The sequence below is a fragment of the Streptomyces asiaticus genome, from assembly GCF_018138715.1.
In the GTDB taxonomy this organism is placed as follows: Bacteria; Actinomycetota; Actinomycetes; order Streptomycetales; family Streptomycetaceae; genus Streptomyces; species Streptomyces asiaticus.
The window spans coordinates 8,044,103-8,059,055 of record NZ_JAGSHX010000006.1 but is presented as its reverse complement, the minus strand read 5'-3'; the positions used below and the strand labels follow the sequence as shown (position 1 = coordinate 8,059,055).

Annotated in this window: 14 protein-coding genes; 3 read left to right on the top strand and 11 right to left on the bottom strand. The window is 72.0% G+C overall.

Features of this window, described 5'->3' with window-relative positions; genetic code table 11:
* Positions 1-82 precede the first annotated feature (82 nt).
* Complete coding sequence (locus tag KHP12_RS42355) at positions 83-1,720, top strand: alpha/beta hydrolase (protein ID WP_086880318.1); 1,638 nt, start codon at positions 83-85, stop codon at positions 1,718-1,720.
* Between the two features lie 136 nt (positions 1,721-1,856).
* Here the strand turns inward: KHP12_RS42355 and KHP12_RS42350 are convergent, their stop codons facing one another.
* Both KHP12_RS42350 and KHP12_RS42345 read right to left on the bottom strand, forming a co-directional pair.
* Positions 1,857-2,606, bottom strand: coding sequence for an SDR family oxidoreductase (locus tag KHP12_RS42350; RefSeq protein WP_086880317.1), 750 nt, complete (start codon positions 2,604-2,606; stop codon positions 1,857-1,859).
* Between the two features lie 155 nt (positions 2,607-2,761).
* On the bottom strand, positions 2,762-3,667 hold the full coding sequence (locus KHP12_RS42345) for an AraC family transcriptional regulator (protein WP_086880316.1): 906 nt from the start codon (positions 3,665-3,667) through the stop codon (positions 2,762-2,764).
* 256 nt (positions 3,668-3,923) lie between these two features.
* Here KHP12_RS42345 and KHP12_RS42340 point away from each other — a divergent pair, with 256 nt between their 5' ends.
* Positions 3,924-5,336 carry an alpha/beta hydrolase gene (locus tag KHP12_RS42340; RefSeq protein ID WP_211834433.1) on the top strand — a complete coding sequence of 471 codons (1,413 nt, stop codon included), beginning with the start codon at positions 3,924-3,926 and terminating at the stop codon, positions 5,334-5,336.
* Positions 5,337-5,397: 61 nt separating this feature from the next.
* Here the strand turns inward: KHP12_RS42340 and KHP12_RS42335 are convergent, their stop codons facing one another.
* The 9 genes from KHP12_RS42335 to KHP12_RS42295 form a co-directional block, all read right to left on the bottom strand.
* Positions 5,398-6,222, bottom strand: a complete 825-nt coding sequence (locus tag KHP12_RS42335) for a putative hydro-lyase (protein WP_086880314.1) — start codon at positions 6,220-6,222, stop codon at positions 5,398-5,400.
* Positions 6,219-7,553: an MFS transporter gene (locus KHP12_RS42330; protein WP_051572605.1), complete on the bottom strand. Its 1,335-nt coding sequence runs from the start codon at positions 7,551-7,553 to the stop codon at positions 6,219-6,221. The genes KHP12_RS42335 and KHP12_RS42330 overlap by 4 nt, the downstream gene beginning before the upstream one ends.
* A 220-nt stretch (positions 7,554-7,773) precedes the next feature.
* On the bottom strand, positions 7,774-8,226 hold the full coding sequence (locus KHP12_RS42325; RefSeq protein ID WP_037946525.1) for a VOC family protein: 453 nt from the start codon (positions 8,224-8,226) through the stop codon (positions 7,774-7,776).
* Positions 8,227-8,286: 60 nt separating this feature from the next.
* The gene (locus KHP12_RS42320; protein WP_211834431.1) at positions 8,287-9,225 is read right to left on the bottom strand and encodes a 5-oxoprolinase subunit C family protein; all 939 of its coding nucleotides are present in this window, start codon (positions 9,223-9,225) and stop codon (positions 8,287-8,289) included.
* Positions 9,222-9,935: a 5-oxoprolinase subunit B family protein gene (locus tag KHP12_RS42315; RefSeq protein WP_211834429.1), complete on the bottom strand. Its 714-nt coding sequence runs from the start codon at positions 9,933-9,935 to the stop codon at positions 9,222-9,224. Before KHP12_RS42315 ends, KHP12_RS42320 begins: the two co-directional genes overlap by 4 nt.
* Positions 9,932-10,735: a LamB/YcsF family protein gene (locus KHP12_RS42310; protein WP_211834427.1), complete on the bottom strand. Its 804-nt coding sequence runs from the start codon at positions 10,733-10,735 to the stop codon at positions 9,932-9,934. The genes KHP12_RS42315 and KHP12_RS42310 overlap by 4 nt, the downstream gene beginning before the upstream one ends.
* A complete protein-coding gene (locus KHP12_RS42305) occupies positions 10,732-11,436 on the bottom strand; it encodes a GntR family transcriptional regulator (protein ID WP_020873163.1) in 705 nt (234 codons plus the stop codon). Before KHP12_RS42305 ends, KHP12_RS42310 begins: the two co-directional genes overlap by 4 nt.
* A gap of 92 nt (positions 11,437-11,528) precedes the next feature.
* Positions 11,529-12,278, bottom strand: a complete 750-nt coding sequence (locus KHP12_RS42300) for a dienelactone hydrolase family protein (protein WP_086885163.1) — start codon at positions 12,276-12,278, stop codon at positions 11,529-11,531.
* Positions 12,279-12,458: 180 nt separating this feature from the next.
* Positions 12,459-13,343, bottom strand: a complete 885-nt coding sequence (locus KHP12_RS42295; RefSeq protein WP_211834985.1) for a serine hydrolase — start codon at positions 13,341-13,343, stop codon at positions 12,459-12,461.
* Positions 13,344-13,690: 347 nt separating this feature from the next.
* Here KHP12_RS42295 and KHP12_RS42290 point away from each other — a divergent pair, with 347 nt between their 5' ends.
* Positions 13,691-14,929, top strand: a complete 1,239-nt coding sequence (locus KHP12_RS42290) for a PP2C family protein-serine/threonine phosphatase (RefSeq protein ID WP_086885162.1) — start codon at positions 13,691-13,693, stop codon at positions 14,927-14,929.
* The last annotated feature ends 24 nt before the right edge of the window (positions 14,930-14,953 follow it).

The following is a 14,953-nucleotide window of genomic DNA, read 5'->3' as shown; positions in this document are numbered from 1 at the left end:
GGGACGCACGGCCGATGTTCCCCGGCGCACACCACCTGAATGATCGTTCCTGTCCCGATACGCGACCGGAAGGAACGATTTCGTGCGTAGACGAGGTCTCGCGCCGCTGTTGGCCGTCGGTGTCACGGCAACGTTGGCTCCCGCGCTCGCCACCTCCACGGCCGGCGCCGCCCAGGTCGGCACCGCTCAGACCGGTACCGCCCCGGCGTCCGCCACCGCGAGCGCCCTGGACCCGTACATCAAGCAGAAGCCGAAGTGGCAGCGGTGCGAGGCCGACAAACCGGCGGCGTACCAGTGCGCGACGATCAAGGTCCCGCTGGACTACCGGGCTCCCGGCGGCAAGCGGATCGACATGGCCATATCCCGGATCAAGACCACCACACCGGACAAGCGGCACGGCGTGCTGCTCGCCAACCCCGGTGGCCCCGGCGGACCGGGGCTCGACATGCCGTTACAGATGAAGGACGTGCTGCCCGAGTCCGTGCGGCAGCGTTACGACCTCATCGGCTTCGACCCGCGCGGGGTGGGCCGGAGCACGCCCGTCACCTGCGGCCTGACGACGGAGGAGGAGAACTGGCTGCGGCCGTACAAGGAGGCGGCATTCGACAAGGACGTCGCCTGGGCGCGGGATGTCGCGCGCAAGTGCCGTACGAAGTCGGGCGCCATGCTCAAGCACATCACCACGCGCAACACGGCGCGGGACATGGATCTGCTCCGGGCGGTCCTCGGCGAGAAGAAGCTCTCGTACTTCGGCTACTCGTACGGGACGTACCTCGGCGCCGTCTACACCCAGCTGTTCCCGAGCCGGGCCGACCGGGTCGTGGTGGACAGCGCGGTCGATCCGGCGCGCGCCTGGCGGAAGATGATCCAGTGGTGGGCGGAGGGTGCCGAGCCCGCGTTCGACCGGTGGACCGAATGGGCCGCCGCGCGTTCCGCGAAGTACGGCCTCGGCGACACTCCGAAGAAGGTCGACCGGACGTTCTGGGACCTGGTCCAGCGGGCGAACGAGAAGCCCATCGAGATGGACGGGGAGAAGTACACCGGCGACGACGTCCGGAGCATGATGCGCCGCGCGGTCTTCAGTGTGCGGGAGGGCACCGACCTGGTCGTGGAGCTGAAGAAGGCCGCGGCCGGCCGGCCCGCCTCCGCGGAGAAGCTCCCGGATCCGGCCGGAACGCCGGGCCTGGCCGCCCGCGCCGCCGATGTACCGGCCGACAACATGACCGCGAGCTTCTGGGCCGTGGTGTGCAACGACAACTCGGCCGCCTGGTCCCGCGACCCCGAGAGCTACCGGCGGGACGCCATCGAGGACAAGGGTCGCTATCCGCTCTACGGCGACTTCGCGTCCAGCATCAAGCCCTGTGCGTTCTGGGACAGGTCGGTCGAGCGGGCCACCGTCGTGAACAACAAGGTCGGCTCGCTGGTCGTGCAGAACGAGTGGGACTCCCAGACCCCGCTGCCGAGCGGTCAGGCCCTGCACGCCGATCTGAAGGGCTCGAGGATGCTGACGGTCCTCGGCGGCGAGGGCCACGGCGTCTACCCGAGCGGCAACGCGTGCACGGACGGCACGGTGGCGGACTACCTGACCACCGGCAAGCTGCCGACGAAGGACGTGACCTGCGAGGCGACGGGCGACTCGAACGGCGGCTCCCAGGGGGACCGGAAGCGGGACGTCCGTCCCGGGGCCCCGCTTCCGCAGCGCTCCCCGGACCGCTTCTGACGGCCGGCACCTGACGCACAGGGGACGGGGCGGGACCTCCGGCGGGTTCCGCCCCGTTCGCGCCGGATCACCGTCCAGGCAGGATCGCCGTCCGCGCCGGATCACCGTCCCGCCGCTCGCCGCGCCCGCCGGCGGGTCACTTCGCCTGGTCGAGCCGGACCGCGTCGGGACCGGCCGGGAAGCGCAGTTGGCCGGTGGTGTCGTGCACGGCTCGCCACACCGTCTCCGCGACGTCGCTCTCCTTGGTGAACACGTCCTGGCCCGCGAAGTCGTCCATGGCCTTCTTCGCGAACGCCGCGTAGGGCGCCGGGACCTGCTCCTCCAGCGGGACATCGTTCGTCAACCTGGCTCCGAAGTTCGTCGTCAGGCAGGCGCCCGGCTCGACCGTCTTCGCCCGCACACCGAAGGGCGCGAGTTCGAGCGCGAGGGACGAGGTGAAACCCTCGACGGCCGTCTTGCTCGCCTTGTAGACGGCCGTGAGCGGCATGTGTCCCAGCACCACGCTGGAGGTCACGTTGACCACCACGCCGGAGCCGCGCTCGCGGAACTGGGGCAGCACGGCCCGGGTCGTCGCCATCACACCGAAGGTGTTGGTCTCGAACACCTCCCGCACATGGGCCATCGAGATGCCCTCGAACACGCCCATCGACGGGATGCCCGCGTTGTTGACCAGGGCGTCGATGGGCCCCGCCGCCTCCAACGCGGCGGCGATGCTCTCGGGCCTGGTCACGTCGAGCTCGACGACGCGGAGCCGGTCCGACTCGGGGAAGACGCCCGGCCGTGGCGTCCGCATGGTGGCGATGACGTTCCACCCCCGCTCGTGGAAGTGGCGGGCGGTCTCCCGGCCGTACCCGGACGACGTACCAGTGATCAGAACGGTGTTCATGGTGTGGCCCCTGCGATGTGGTGGGATCCGCGGAGGAACAGGCGACTCCTGCTCCGCGGGATGGCTTGCACTCCCATTGCACCGCTCCGACCTGCGGAAACGATAGAACTATCCTCGCCCGCGCATGCACGATCCTCCCGGTGGCCCGGCCCCGCTCAGGGCAGGACGCCCGCGGGAGTGCCCACGGTGCTCCGCAGGCGGGCCGCGTCCCGGCTCGGGGGTGCGCCGAACTGGCGGCGGTACTCCCGGCTGAACTGCGACGGATTGTCATAGCCGACCCGCTGACCGACCCCGGTGACGTCGTTCGGGTGGGTGGCGAGCAGCAGCCGGGCCTCCTGGAGCCGGATCTGCTTCTGGAACTGGATGGGGCTCATCGCGGTCACCGCCTGGAAGTTGCGGTAGAAGGCGGAGACACTCATACCGGACCGGCGCGCCACGTCCTCGACCCGGAACGGCTCCGCGTAGTGCTCGCGGATCCAGCGCACGGCCCGGGAGATATGGCTGAGGCCGCTGTCGGCCAAGCCGAGCTGCCGAACCGTCGCCCCCTGCTCACCGGTGATCACGCGCCACAGGATCTCGCGCTTGACCAGCGGCGCCAGTACCGCCCGGTCGCGGGGCTCGTCGAGCAGGCGCAGCAGCCGGACCACCGCGTCGAGCAGCGCTGCCGAGGCCTCGCTGACGGCGATCCCCGACGGAACACCTCCACCCGCGCGGGGCGTGTCTCCGGGCCCGGCTTGCAACAGCAGCTCGGCGACGGCGGACGGCTCCAGCGTGAGGCCGAAGCCGAGGGCCGGCTGCTCGGGGTCGGCCTGGGTGAACTGCCCCGTGACGGGCAGGTCGACGGATGCCACCAGATACTGCCCGGGTCCGTAGGCGTAGACCCGGTCGCCCAGCGCGAGGCGTTTGCTGCCCTGGGCGATGACCGCGAGCACCATGCCGGACATGGCGGGCGCCGGCGGATCCGGCCGGTCGACCTTCGAGACGAGGACGCCGTCGATGGCGGTGGTCCAGTCGGGCCGGGCATGCCGGGCCAGCAGGGTGCGGAGCTCGTCGAGGGACATGTGTCCATTGCAGCACCACGGCCTCCGTCGGCCGTGCACATGAGAGCCGGGCACGTGAGAGCCGGCCATGTGAGAGCCGTGCGCATTGAGGGCCGTGCACGTTAAGAACAGAACTCCCTGCTCAATGGTGTCGGCAGAACAGGTGTCCTTAACATCACAACGCCTGGCGCGAGGGAGCGCCACCGAGGTCAGGAGCGTTGCTGTGCACAGCTCGAGTCGGAACGTGCCCTCCTCCCTTCTGCGAAGCCTGACGCGTATGCGGCGCACCGTGGCGTCGACCGTCGGCATCGCGGGCGTCGTCGCGGGGACGCTGGGCAGTGCCGGTCCGGTGCAGGCGGCCCAGCCGCGCCCCGCGCCGGTCGCGTGCCCGGCGAGCGTGGGCGACAAGGCCACGTGTTACACGGGCAAGGACGGCAACGGGGCGTACTACGCGATCGCCATTCCGAAGAAGTGGAACGGGTCGCTGATCGTCCACTCCCACGGCGGTCCCGACCTGGGCGACGGCTCCGATCCCGAGCGGAGCGTCGGCGACCTGGACCGCTGGTCGGTGATGGTGTCCGAGGGCTACGCCTGGGCGGGCTCGTCGTATCGGCGAGGTGGCTACGGCACGCGCATGGCGGCCGCCGACACGGAGAATCTGCGCCGCCTGTTCGTGGCGGACTTCGGCAAGCCCGAACGGACCTATGTACACGGCCAGTCCTGGGGCGGAAACGTCGCCGCCAAGGTCGTGGAGACGTACGGCAGGAAGAACGGCCCCTACGACGGCGCCCTCCTCACCAGCGGTGTCCTGGGCGGCGGCTCCCGCGGCTACGACTACCGCGTCGATCTGCGCGTGGTCTACCAGTACTACTGCCGCAACCTGCCCCGCCCCGACGAGCCCCAGTACCCGCTGTGGCAGGGGCTGCGCCCCGGGTCGGCCCTGACGACGGCCGGGCTGCGCGCCCGCCTTCAGGAGTGCACCGGCTACGCCTCCGCCCCCGGGGAACGCACCGCGTCGCAGCAGCGCAACCTCGACGACATCCTCGCCGTCACACGCCTTCCGGAGCGGACGCTGGAGTCCCACCTGCGGTTCTCGGTGTTCACCTTCCGCGACATCGTGCACAGCCGGCTCGGCGACCGCAATCCGTTCGGCAACCAGGGCGTGTGGTACTCCGGTTCACACGACGACACGGCGCTGAACGCGGGTGTGGAGCGCTTCTCCGCCGCCCCCGACGCCCGGCGTGACCTCTCCTACGACAGCGATCTCACCGGGCGCGTGTCCATCCCGGTGCTGACGATGCACGCCATCGACGACCCCACGGCGTTCGTCGAGCACGAGTCGGCGTACCGGGCGACCGTCGATGGCGCGCGCCGCGGGAAGAACGTCGTACAGACCTTCACCAGGGAGAGCGAACACAGCGAGCTGAGCAATGCCGAGTACGCAGATTCCATCGCCGCGCTCGACTCCTGGGCGCGCACCGGAAACAAGCCCACACCGCGGTCCATCGCGTCCGCGTGCGCCACGTTCGACCGCGTCTACGGCACCGGGTGCTTCTACGACCCCGCCTTCCACCCCAGGCCCTACGCCTCCCATGTCCGGCCCCGGCCGGGCGGACTGACCTGGCCGGCCATGACGTCCGCCCAGGAGCGGTCCTGGAGCCGGATCGACGGCGTGGGCATCGCTCCCTGAAACACCCGCCGCCGGACCGCGGAGGGCCCGCTCACCCCGGTGCCGGACGCGGATGGCCCGTTCACCCCGGTGCCGGGCCCGCGTCGACGGTGTGGTCGAAGACGAACATATGGCCCGGGTAGTGGGTGATGGCGTACGGGGCCCGGGTGGCGGGGAGCGCCAGTTGGGGTGTCACCCCGCAGGCCCAGAACACCGGGACGTCACCGTCCTCGACGACCGGGGAGGGGCCGAAGTCCGGCCGGGCCAGGTCGGCGATGCCGAGCGCGGCCGGGTCGCCGATGTGCACCGGCGCCCCGTGCCCGGCCGGATAGCGGGCGGTGATCTCCACGGCGCGCGCCACCAGCCGGGCCGGTATCGCGCGCATGCTGACCACCAGCGGTCCGGACAGCCGTCCGGCGGGGCGGGTGGCCACGTCGGTGACGTAGACGGGCGGCGCCGCGGACTCCGGGGCGTACCGGACCGGGACGCCCGCCGCCCGCAGCGGGCCCTCGAAGGTGTGGCTGCAACCGAGGAGGAAGCCGACCGCGTCCGGGCGCCAGTGGGCGGTGATGTCGGGTGGCTCGGCGGCCAGTTCGCCGTCGTGCCAGACCCGGTAGCGCGGCAGGTCCGTCCGCAGGTCGGCGACGGTCGTGCCGAGCCGCACCACCGGGTCGCCCGGCTCGGTGACGGCGAGAACGGGGCAGGGCGCCGGGTTGCGGGTGCAGTACAGCAGGAAGTCGAAGGCCAGGTCGCGCGGGACGATCACGAGGTTGGCCTGCTGGTACCCGTCCAGCAGACCGGCCGTGGGCCCGGTCCACCGCCCGTCCGCCACCAGGCGCCGCAGCGCCGCCGGGGTGGCGGGGACGTCGCCGGGAAGGCCGTCTCCCGAAGGGGCGGGGGCCGTCACGCCAGTTCCCCGTGGCTGGACTCGGTGACGGTGCGCAGCGTCAGCAGGGCGACCACCACGGCCGCCATCAGCAGGAAGCCCGGGGCGAGCAGACTGCCGGTGGCCGAGATCAGCCAGGTGGACAGATAGGGGCTGAGCCCGCCGCCGACGATGGTGCCGATGTTGAAGCTGAACGAGAGCCCGGTGTACCGCACCCGGGTCGGGAACAGCTCGGCGTAGGTCGGGTACGTGACGGACTGGACGATCGGCATCGGCAGGGCCAGCACCACCATGGCCGCGACGGCGAGCGGGAAGCTGCCAAGACCCATGACCAGCATGGCGGGGACGACCAGGACCGCGTACCCGGCGAAGCCGACCGTGATGAGCCGCTTGCGGCCCCACCGGTCCGACAGCGCCCCGCACACCGGCATCAGGACGGCCACGAACAGGCTGATCCCGCCCATGATCCAGAAGGTGGAGCCCTTGGGGTAGCCGAGGTCGGTGGTCAGGTAGATGTTCATGAAGATCAGGCCGACCCAGTAGCCGCAGTTGGAGCCGATGGCCAGCAGGGTCACCTTCAGCACCGGGCCGCGGTGGCGGGTGAACACCTCGGTCAGCGGCGCCTTGGCCGTCGCCCGCTCCGACTTCGCCGCGAGGAAGCTCTCGGAGTCCGCGAGCCGATTGCGGGCGATCAGGGCGACGGCGATCAGGGGCAACGAGAGCAGGAACGGTATCCGCCACCCCCAGGCTTCGAGCTGGCGCTCGCTCAGCGCGGTCGTGGTGACGCCCGCGACCAGCGCCGCGGCCCCGCCGCCAAGGGCCACCCCGACCGGGGTGAAGGCCCCGAAGAAGCCGCGCCGCCCCGCCGGGGCCGACTCGGCGAGATAGGTGGCCGAACCGGTCACCTCACCGCCCGCGAAGAACCCCTGCGCGAGCCGCACCACCAGCAGGGCGACGGGCGCGGCCACGCCGACGGCCTCGGCCGTGGGCAGCAGCCCGACGGCCGCGGTGGCGCCGCCCATCCCGGTCACGGTGAGGATCAGTACGGGCTTGCGGCCCACCCGGTCCCCGAGCCGGCCGAGCACGATGCCGCCCAGCGGCCGCATCAGGAACGCGCTGCCGAACACCGCGAGCGTGGCCAGCAGGGCGGCGGTGGGGTCGTCCCCGGGAAAGAAGTGCGGGCCGATGACCACGGCCAGATAGCTGTAGACGCCGAACTCGTAGTACTCGATGGCCGTGCCGGCGGCCGCCGCCACCGCCGCCCGGCGCGGGCCGCCGCGCGCCGCGGTGGCCACGGCGGCCGCGTCCCCGGTGTCTCCGGGTGCCGTTGAGGCCGTTGATACGCTCGTCATGGGTTCCTCCGGGTCTGACATGTCCTTTGGCCGGGATGTGCTGTCAGTGCCGCCGGTACGGCGCCGGGGGCCCGTACGACGGTCATCCGCGGGACCAGTCCTCCTGCTGATGACCGTCGTCCTGCCGGGCCGGGCGCCGCCGCGCCGGTGGGTCGGCGGTGCGTCGGTGGTGGGTCGGTGAGGTCGCCGGGCGGATGAGGACCGCCGGACGGATGGCGGATCAGACGGCGAAGAGCTGTCCGAGGTCGGCGAACGCCTTGAACTCCAGCGCGTTGCCCGCCGGGTCGAGGAAGAACATCGTCCACTGCTCACCGGGCTCGCCCTGGAAGCGGACGTACGGCTCGATCACGAACTCCGTGCCCGCCGCGGTGAGCCGCTCGGCCAGCTTCTGGAACTCCGGCACCGGCAGCACCAGGCCGAAGTGCGGCACCGGCACCTGGTGGCCGTCGACCGGGTTGGTCCCGGCGACGCCGTCGCGCGGCGTCCCGGACGGGCCGTCGCCGACCTGGTGGGTGACGACCTGGTGGCCACCGAAGTTCCAGTCGATCCACTTGGTGTCCGAGCGGCCCTCGGCGAAGCCGAGCACCTTGCCGTAGAACTCCCGGGCGGCGTCGATGTCGTCCACCGGGATGGCCAGGTGGAAGGGGACGAGGGAGTCGGGCTGAGCGGTCATGTGAGTGTCTCCTCGAGGTTTCTCAGGGTGTGTCAGGGGGCGGGGGCAGTGGACGGGGGTTCAGTGGACGGGGACGAGCCGGAGCTCGTCCCCGGGGAGGGTCTGCCCGACGAGATCGATGTCGGCGTCGGTGACCACCCCGATGACGGGGTAGCCGCCGGTGACCGGATGGTCGGCGAGGAAGACGATCGGCTCGCCCGACGGCGGCACCTGGATGGCGCCGCGCACCGTCCCCTCGCTGGGCAGGTCGACCGAGCCGATGGCCAGCGGCGGCCCGGTCAGCCGCGCGCCCACCCGGTCGCACTCGGCGGAGACCCGCCAGGGCGTGGTGGTGAGCCGGTGCCGGTCCGCGGCGTCGAACAGCTCGTGCCGCGGGCCCCAGCGGAACCGGACGGTGGCCGGGCCGCCGCACGGGACGACGCTGAACGCCAGCTCCAGCGGGACCGCCGGAACCGGGCGCACCGGGCCGAGGCCGTACTCCGCCCCGGCGCGCACCGGGTCGGGGCCGAGCCCGGTGAGGGAGTCGCGCGAGGCCGACCCCAGCACCCGCTCCGCCTCGATCCCGCCGGAGACGGCGAGGTAGGTGCGGCAGCCCGCCCAGGGGCGGCCGACGGCGAGCACCGATCCGGCACGGAGCCGCAGCCGCGGCGCGCCCTCGACCGGCACCCCGTCGACCGTCAGCGGCGCCGGGGCCCCGGTGACCGCCACATGGCGGGTGGTGGAGAGGGTGATCGCGAGGCCGCCGAGGGTGACCTCCAGGGCCGGGGTGTCCTCCGGGTTCCCGACCAGCCTGTTGGCGAGCCGGAAGCTGCGCCGGTCGGCAGGACCGGAGGCGGGCACGCCCAGATGCGCCAGCCCCGGACGGCCCAGGTCCTGCACGCTGGCCGCCGGCCCCGCCGCGACGACCCTCAGGACGGCGGGCTCGGGGCCGGTGCCGGGGTCCGGCGACCGGTGCCGGGTGCGGACCCAGCGGCCCGGCGCGGCGGAGGTGACCGTCATGGCGCCACCACCTCGAAGACGATCCGGTCGCCGACCGCGAGCCGGTTGGGCGGTTCGGCCGTCACGTCCCACAGCCGGGCGGTGGTGACGCCGATCTGGTGCCAGCCGCCGGGGGTTCCGCCGGGGTAGACCACCGTCTGGTTCCCGGCGATGGCCACCACCCCGGCGGCCACTCTCGGGCGCGGGCTGGACAGCCGGGGCAGCCGGAGGCTCTCCGGTACGCCGTCCAGATACGCGAAGCCGGGCGCGAAGCCGAAGAAGCCGACCCGGTGCTCGCCCGCGCTGTGCCTGCGGGCCACCTCGTCCGGGGCCAGGCCGAGGCGTTCGGCGACCCCGGGCAGGTCGGGTCCGTCGTAGCGGACCGGGATCACGATCCGCCTGCCGGGCGGTGGTCCGGTGGGGCGGGCGCCGGGCCCGTCGAGCACGGTGCGCAGTCCGGCGGCGAGCTTGCCCATCCCGGCCGCGGTCTCCGCCACCACCAGCACGGTCCTGGCGGCGGGCACGACCTCCCGCAGCCCCGACGCCCAGGGCTGGGCGCGGATCGAGGTGGCGACCTCGGCGGGGTGCCGGTCCGCGCACTCGATCAGCCAGCCCCGGTCGCCGGCCCTCCGCAGAATCGTTTCGCTCGACGTGACGTTCACAGACGCGACGTCCACAGACGCGACGTCCACAGCCGTGACGTTCACGGACATCGCGTCCGCCGCGGTCACGACCGCGCCCCGACCCGGTCCGCGGCGGCACCGGGCGGGCCCACCGCGACACCCCCGGACGCCAGCGCCTCCCGTACGGCGGCGGCCAGCCCCACCGCGCCCGGGGTGTCGCTGTGCACGCACAGCGCGGCCAGCTCGCCGCCGTCCGGGGCGATCCGTACGACGCTGCCGCTCACCGAGACCACCGTCCCCGACTCCGCCATCCGCAGGGCGCGTTCGGCCGCCTCGGCCGGGTCGGTGATCAGGGCACCGGGCGCGGACCTGGGCACCAGCAGCCCCTCGTCGGTGTAGCCGCGGTCGATGAACCCCTCGGCCAGCGGACGTACCCCGGCCTCCAGCGCCCGCTCCCAGACCGCGGTGCGCGGCTGGCACAGCAGCGGCAGCGTGCGGTCGTAGAGGGCGACGGCCTCGACGATCGCGGCCGCGTGCCCGGTGTGCCGGGCCGCCGCGTTGTAGAGCGCGCCATGGGCCTTCACATAGCCGACGCGACCGCCCGCGAGCCGGGCGAACACCTCCAACGCGCCCATCTGGTACAGGAGTTCGTTGACCAGCGTGGCCGGCGGCACCTCGATGAAGCGGCGGCCGAAACCGGCCAGGTCGCGGTAGGAGACCTGGGCCCCGATGGCCACGCCCCGGGCGGTGCCCGCCTCGCAGGTGCGGCGCAGGATGTCGGGGTCCCCGGCGTGGAATCCGCAGGCCACGTTGGCCGCGGTGACCTGGTCCAGCAGCTCGCCCTCGTCGGCCGGTCCCCAGACCCCGAACCCCTCGCCCACATCGGTGTTGAGCGCGAGGGCGGTCACCGGGCCGACTCCGCCCAGTACGCCTGGAGGGCACCGCTGCTGTTCTCCCAGGCCGTGTGGAGCCCTTCCTGGCCGCCGTCGATATGCGCCGTGATCTGCCGGGCCAGCTCCTCCGCGTCCCCGTCGGCCAGCGCCTGGACCATCGCGGCGTGCTCATGGTGGACCCGGCCGTACGCCGAGGTGCCATGGACGTAGAACCGGGAGTACGGCTCCAGCCGGTGGTACATCTGCGAGATGATCTCGTAGCGCATGGGCAGCCGGGACAGCCGGTACATGTCCAGGTGGAACGCGAGGTTCGTCCGCGACCAGATATCGGCGCCGGACCCCGCGGCCCGCTCCATCGCGGTCGCCATCTCCTCGAACCGGCTGATGTCGCGCCGGGAGACCCGCTCGGTGACATGCTCGGCGAAACTCGGCTCGATGAGCCGCCGCAGGTTGTAGATCTCGTCGATCTCCTCGAGGTCCAGCACCGTGACGAACGTGCCGCGGCCCGGCGTCGAGCGCAGCAGACCCTCGCTCGCGAGGGTGCGCATGGCCTCCCGCAGCGGGATGCGGCTCACCCCGAACCGGTCGGCGAGTTCGTCCTGGACCAGTCGGTGGCCCGGCGGGTAGACGCCCTCGACGATCAGCCGGCGCAGCTCGTCGGTGAGGGCGTCGGCGCCTTGGGCATCACCGCGGCGGCCTCTGTCTTCTCGGCTCATATACTGTGTATACAGTGCATGCACCGGATGCGTGAAGGGGGTGGACCACGGAAAATCCGCCCCTCAGGTTCGCTCTCCGGGCCGGAGCCCCCTCAGCCGCCTGCCAGGGCGCGGTCCAGGAGCGGGAGCAGCCGGTCCCAGTGGCGTCGCAGCGCCGAGGGGCTGAAGGCGTCGGTGTCGGCCATGGTGAAGCCGTGGACGGTGCCGGGGTAGATCTCGGTGGTGTAGCCGACACCCGCGGCGTCCAGTGCCTGGTTGAGTTCGCCGATGGCCTCGGGCGACATATCGCCTTCGGCGAGGCCGATGTGGGCGTGGGCGGTGAGGCCGGGGACGAGGCGGTGCGGGCTGTCGGGCGCGTCGGTCACCAGGAAGCCGGGGTGGAATCCGGCGACGGCGGCCACCTGGCCGGGGTGGGCCGTCGCGGTGCGCATCGCCAGGGCGGCGCCTATGCAGTAGCCGATCACACCGACCGGTCCGGCGCCGACCTCGGGCCGGGTGGTGAGGAACCTCAGGTAGGCATCGGCGTCGCGCAGGATCCGTTCGGTGGTGTGCGCCTCGATCAGGGGCATCAGTTGGCCGATGACCGCGGGCCGGATCTCCTCCCCGATGTGCTCGGGAAGTTCGATCACCGGTGCCGGTCCGTGCCGGTAGAGGAAGTTGGGGACGAGCACGTAGTACCCGTGCCCGGCCAGTTCGCGGGCCATCTCCCGCAGCACGGGCCGGATGCCGAAGGCGTCCGGGTACAGCAGCACCCCGGGGTGCCGCTCGCCACCCTCGGGGAAGGCGGCGAAAGCGTCGGCCTGACCGTCCGGGGTGGGAATCCGCAGTGTGGTGGTGGGCAAGGTGTTCCTTTCATGGAGTCCGCTCAACAAACGTCTGTCGCACTGACGTTGTCGGCGTGAGCGAACGTACATCGTCAGTCGGACCAACGCGACCACGCGGTCGGACCGGCTGATCAACGAGGGCCCGGCCCGGGCCGACGCCCGCAAGCGGACCACCACACCCGGGCCTCCTGACCCCGGCTAGCGCGCGCTGGGCGCGGGCGCGTTGAGGTCCCGGTGGACCGCGCGGGCGACGCCCTCGATGTTGGCGATGCCGTCGTCCATCGTGGCGTTGTCCTGCGAGAGCACCGTGATCGTGTAGTCATGGTCGCCGCCGGTGAAGGCGCCGAGGCTGTGCACCCGCCAGCCGTTCGTGGCCCGCTCCAGCCAGCCGTTCTTCACATGCACCTGTGCGTCGCCCGGCGCGCCGGCCGGGGTCCCCCAGCGCTGCGAGGGGATGACCTCGCTCGTCAGCTTCAGGATGTAGCCGCGGGAGTCCTCGCTGAGCACCGGGTTCGCGTGGGTCACCAGGTTGAGGAGCTTCTCCTCGTCGTTGGCCGTGATCTGGGTGAGCCCCCAGTGCCCCTCGCCGTCGAGGACGGTGTCGGTCATCCCCGCGGCCTGGAGGAATCCGTTGATCTTGTCCGCCCCGAGCTGCTTCCACAGCGCCGTGGTGGCATCGTTGTCGGACTTCGTGATCATGGCGGTGACACGGTCCTTCTCCTCCTGCGTCAGGGCGCGGCCGTCCTTCTGCGCGTCCCACAGCAGCGTGCCGAGCACGGTCACCTTGACCGTGCTCGCGGAGTCGAACGTCCGGTCCGCGTCAAGCGTGCAGGTGGTGTTCGTGGTGCGGTCGTGGAGGCTGATCGCCGTCGTGGCGGTGGAGCCGTCCAGTGCCGCGTTGATGTCCTCGGAGAGCTTGTCGGCGAGCCCCGGCTGGTCCGAGGTGCAGATCGCCGCCTGCGGGGTGGCCGCGTGAGCCGACCCCACCGAGGCGATCGTCGGCACGAGTGCCCCCGCGGCCAGCGCCGCTCGTGACGCCAGCGTGGTCCGGGGAAGCCGGGATATTCGTCGGTGTCGCCCCATGGTGTGCCTGTCCATTCGCTCGTGGTGCGGTTCATGACGCGGGGGCTTCGCTCCGTCGCGAAGACATCCCGGTAGTCCAGCACTGGAGGACGAACAACCGGTGGACGAGGTTCAAAAATGTGTCCGAATCTCACAAGATCGCTCCACAACCGGCACAGCGCCCCGGCAGCCGACGGGGCGCGACAGGGCCGGTCGGCGTCAGATGGCCGGGTACGCGAGCCGTCCGGTTGGCGTCCTCGGTGATCGGCGAGCCGACGGTCCGTCGCTCAGGGCGGGCCGCATCGTCGAGAATCGGAATAGTCGAGAATCGGAATTGAGACAGGAGTCGGGCCGGACGGGAGAAGGCTGTGAGCGCACCGCGGATCGACTACCAGGCGGTGTTCGCCGTCACACCCAGTCCTTATCTGGTGCTGACCCCCGACCTGGTGGTCGTCGAGGTCAACGAGGCCTATCTGCGGGCCACGGGCCGGACCAGGGAGGAGCTGATCGGCCACTACCTCTTCGAGGTCCACCCCGACAATCCGGCGGACCCGGACGCCGACGGGGTGCGCAATCTGGACGCCTCTCTCCAGCGGGTCCTGCGCACGAAGCAGGCGGACACGATGGCGGTGCAGAAGTACGACATCCCCATCTCCGGGCGGCCGGGAGTGTTCCGGGCCAAGTGGTGGTCGCCCATGAACACACCCGTCCTCGGACCCGACGGAGAGGTGCGGTGGATCATCCACCGGGTGGAGGACATGACCGAGTTCGTGCTGACCCGCCCGCCGCGCCCGAAGCCGGAGGCGGGCGGGGAACGCGAGGCGATGGAGGCCGAGCTGTACACGCGGGCGCGGGAACTCCAGCACCTCAACGAGGAACTCCGCGAGGCCCACGACCGGGAGCGCCGCACCGCCCTCACCCTCCAGGAGGCCATGCTGCACTCCCCGGACCTGGCCGGACACCGCGAAATCGCCGTGCGCTACATGCCCGCCGCCCGGTCGCTCAATGTGTGCGGCGACTGGTACGACGTGGTGGACCTGTCCCCGGACACCTTCACCGTCGCGGTCGGCGATGTGGTCGGCCACGGCCTGGAGGCCGCCGCCGTCATGGGTATGCTCCGCAGCGCCCTGTCCGCCGCCGTCCGCGCCATCAGCGAGCCCGGCAGAGCGATGGACGTCCTGAGCCTCTACGCCCGCACCTTCGAGGGCGCGCTGGCCACGACCGCGGCCAAGGCCGTCGTCGACACCCGCCGGCAGCGCATCACCTACACCAGCGCCGGCCACCCGCCACCGGTCCTGGCCCGGCCGGACGGCACCGCCGACCTGCTCGACCAGGCCACCAACCCTCCGCTGGGCCTTGTCACCGACCACCTCCCCCGCCCTCAGGCCACCGTGTCCTACACCCCGGGCGACACCCTCGTGCTCTACACCGACGGACTCATCGAACGCCGTGACGAGGACATCGACGTCGGGCTGCGCCGCCTCACCGACACCCTCGGCCGCCACACCTCTCTCAGCCCCGACCAGCTGGCCGACACCCTGCTCTCCCGCCTCGGCGTGGCAGACGGCGGACGCGACGACATCGCCCTGATCGTCGTCCGGCTGTGAGTCGGTGACACCGGCCGTTTCCAG